The sequence below is a fragment of the Paraburkholderia sp. BCC1886 genome (genome assembly GCF_900996245.1).
In the GTDB taxonomy this organism is placed as follows: domain Bacteria; phylum Pseudomonadota; class Gammaproteobacteria; order Burkholderiales; family Burkholderiaceae; genus Paraburkholderia.
Map to the genome: position 1 here is coordinate 1 of NZ_CAAJGK010000062.1, position 3,573 is coordinate 3,573.

Below are 3,573 nucleotides of genomic sequence, written 5' to 3' on the forward strand. Positions count from 1 at the left end.
GGTGGGGTTTCTGTTGCTGCTGGGGAGCCTGACGATTACCTACTTTCACACGGGAATCCGCACTATCATCGGCGTGGAGTCGTTTCACGGTCCTGTTCGGGATGGGAAGGGGTGGGACCGACTCGCTATGGTCATCAGGCATGACGGGTTGCCGCACTGCCCGCTGGGGCAATACAGCCAATCTGGAAGAAGTAGTTTCTGATGATGGAACATCATCGATGGGGTTGTGCTGTATCTGGCCCAACACGGATCCCAACCGGTGCCTGTGGTGTCCCGCTGGGGGATGACAGACACACCTGTTATAGGATCAAGCCTTACGGGCAATTAGTATCAGTTAGCTTAACGCATTACTGCGCTTCCACACCTGACCTATCAACGTCCTGGTCTTGAACGACCCTTCAAGGGGCTCGAAGCCCCGGGGATATCTCATCTTAAGGCGAGTTTCCCGCTTAGATGCTTTCAGCGGTTATCTCTTCCGAACATAGCTACCCGGCGATGCCACTGGCGTGACAACCGGTACACCAGAGGTTCGTCCACTCCGGTCCTCTCGTACTAGGAGCAGCCCCCTTCAAATATCCAGCGCCCACGGCAGATAGGGACCAAACTGTCTCACGACGTTTTAAACCCAGCTCACGTACCTCTTTAAATGGCGAACAGCCATACCCTTGGGACCGGCTACAGCCCCAGGATGAGATGAGCCGACATCGAGGTGCCAAACACCGCCGTCGATATGAACTCTTGGGCGGTATCAGCCTGTTATCCCCAGAGTACCTTTTATCCGTTGAGCGATGGCCCTTCCATACAGAACCACCGGATCACTATGACCTGCTTTCGCACCTGCTCGACTTGTCGGTCTCGCAGTTAAGCACGCTTATGCCATTGCACTATCAGCACGATTTCCGACCGTACCTAGCGTACCTTCGTACTCCTCCGTTACACTTTGGGAGGAGACCGCCCCAGTCAAACTGCCTACCATGCACTGTCCCCGACCCGGATAACGGGCCAAGGTTAGAACCTCAAACAGATCAGGGTGGTATTTCAAGGATGGCTCCACGCAGACTGGCGTCCACGCTTCAAAGCCTCCCACCTATCCTACACAGACCGGTTCAAAGTCCAATGCAAAGCTACAGTAAAGGTTCATGGGGTCTTTCCGTCTAGCCGCGGGGAGATTGCATCATCACAAACACTTCAACTTCGCTGAGTCTCGGGAGGAGACAGTGTGGCCATCGTTACGCCATTCGTGCAGGTCGGAACTTACCCGACAAGGAATTTCGCTACCTTAGGACCGTTATAGTTACGGCCGCCGTTTACCGGGACTTCAATCAGGAGCTTGCACCCCATCATTTAATCTTCCGGCACCGGGCAGGCGTCACACCCTATACGTCCACTTTCGTGTTTGCAGAGTGCTGTGTTTTTATTAAACAGTCGCAGCCACCAGTTTATTGCAACCCCTTCACCCTCTGCGCGCAGGCGCATCAGGCTACCGGGGCGTACCTTATCCCGAAGTTACGGTACCAATTTGCCGAGTTCCTTCTCCCGAGTTCTCTCAAGCGCCTTAGAATACTCATCTCGCCCACCTGTGTCGGTTTGCGGTACGGTCACTGTGAAACTGAAGCTTAGAGGCTTTTCTTGGAACCACTTCCAGTTGCTTCTTCACCGAAGTGAATGGCCTCGCACCCTTGAATTACGCGCCCGGATTTGCCAAAGCGCCTTCTCCAATGCAAGGACCGGGACGTCCAACACCCGGACAACCTTCCGCGATCCGTCCCCCCATCGCATTTCACAATGGTGCAGGAATATTAACCCGCTTCCCATCAGCTACGCATTTCTGCCTCGCCTTAGGGGCCGACTCACCCTACGCCGATGAACGTTGCGTAGGAAACCTTGGGCTTACGGCGAGGGGGCTTTTCACCCCCTTTATCGCTACTCATGTCAGCATTCGCACTTCCGATACCTCCAGCACACTTTCCAGTGCACCTTCGCAGGCTTACGGAACGCTCTCCTACCATGCACATAAATGTGCATCCGCAGCTTCGGTATATTGCTTAGCCCCGTTACATCTTCCGCGCAGGACGACTCGATCAGTGAGCTATTACGCTTTCTTTAAAGGATGGCTGCTTCTAAGCCAACCTCCTGACTGTTTTAGCCTTCCCACTTCGTTTCCCACTTAGCAATATTTGGGGACCTTAGCTGGCGGTCTGGGTTGTTTCCCTCTTGACACCGGACGTTAGCACCCGATGTCTGTCTCCCGTGATTGCACTCTTCGGTATTCGGAGTTTGCTATGGCGTAGTAATCCGCAATGGACCCCACAACCATGACAGTGCTCTACCCCCGAAGGTGATACACGAGGCACTACCTAAATAGTTTTCGGAGAGAACCAGCTATTTCCAGGTTTGTTTAGCCTTTCACCCCTATCCACAGCTCATCCCCTAACTTTTCAACGTTAGTGGGTTCGGACCTCCAGTACGTGTTACCGCACCTTCATCCTGGCCATGGATAGATCACCTGGTTTCGGGTCTACACCCAGCGACTGAATCGCCCTGTTCGGACTCGCTTTCGCTACGCCTGCCCTAATCGGTTAAGCTTGCCACTGAATGTAAGTCGCTGACCCATTATACAAAAGGTACGCAGTCACCCCACGAGGAGGCTCCTACTGTTTGTATGCATGCGGTTTCAGGATCTGTTTCACTCCCCTCCCGGGGTTCTTTTCGCCTTTCCCTCACGGTACTGGTTCACTATCGGTCGATCACGAGTATTTAGCCTTGGAGGATGGTCCCCCCATCTTCAGACAGGATTTCACGTGTCCCGCCCTACTTGTCGTACACCTAGTTCTTTCACAATGTCTTCGCCTACAGGGCTATCACCTGCTATGGCCGCACTTTCCAGAGCGTTCGGCTGACACTACAAATAAAGAGTACAGGCTGGTCCCATTTCGCTCGCCACTACTCTGGGAATCTCGGTTGATTTCTTTTCCTGCGGTTACTTAGATGTTTCAGTTCACCGCGTTCGCTTCACATGACCTATGGATTCAGTCATGGATACTCCATTCGGAGTGGGTTTCCCCATTCGGACATCTACGGATCAAAGCTCGTTTGCCAGCTCCCCGTAGCTTTTCGCAGGCTACCGCGTCCTTCATCGCCTGTGATCGCCAAGGCATCCACCACATGCACTTGTTCGCTTGACCCTATAACGGGTGTGTCTGTGCCACACTCGCGTGCGCTTCGTCACCACCGCTACAGGTTGAGTATTCGTGTTGCGCCGTATTCCAAAGCGATCTTTCGATCACCTTTAAAATACATCGATACAATCACAACCCTGATTCACCTACTCGGACACCCATCTCAAGGTCTCCTTTCGTGAATCTCTTTACTACTTCTTCCTGATTGTTAAAGAACGACAGCCGGTATGAAGCTCTGCCTCATACCGTTACTGACTGGCTCAATCGCCAATGCACAGTCCTCTGCCGCTTTTTCGCAGAACACTACGCATTGAAGATTGGTGGAGGATGACGGGATCGAACCGACGACCCCCTGCTTGCAAAGCAGGTGCTCTCCCAGCTGAGCTAATCCCCC

1 tRNA gene and 2 rRNA genes are annotated in these 3,573 nt (G+C 53.2%); all 3 read right to left on the bottom strand.

Annotated features, from left to right (window positions below):
* Positions 1-26: 26 nt before the first annotated feature.
* The 3 genes from rrf to FQ746_RS22160 all read right to left on the bottom strand — a co-directional run bounded on the left by rrf (position 27) and on the right by FQ746_RS22160 (position 3,573).
* Positions 27-139, bottom strand: a 5S ribosomal RNA gene (gene rrf / locus FQ746_RS22150).
* A gap of 164 nt (positions 140-303) precedes the next feature.
* Positions 304-3,185, bottom strand: a 23S ribosomal RNA gene (locus FQ746_RS22155).
* Positions 3,186-3,497: 312 nt separating this feature from the next.
* Positions 3,498-3,573: transfer RNA gene (locus tag FQ746_RS22160), tRNA-Ala, on the bottom strand.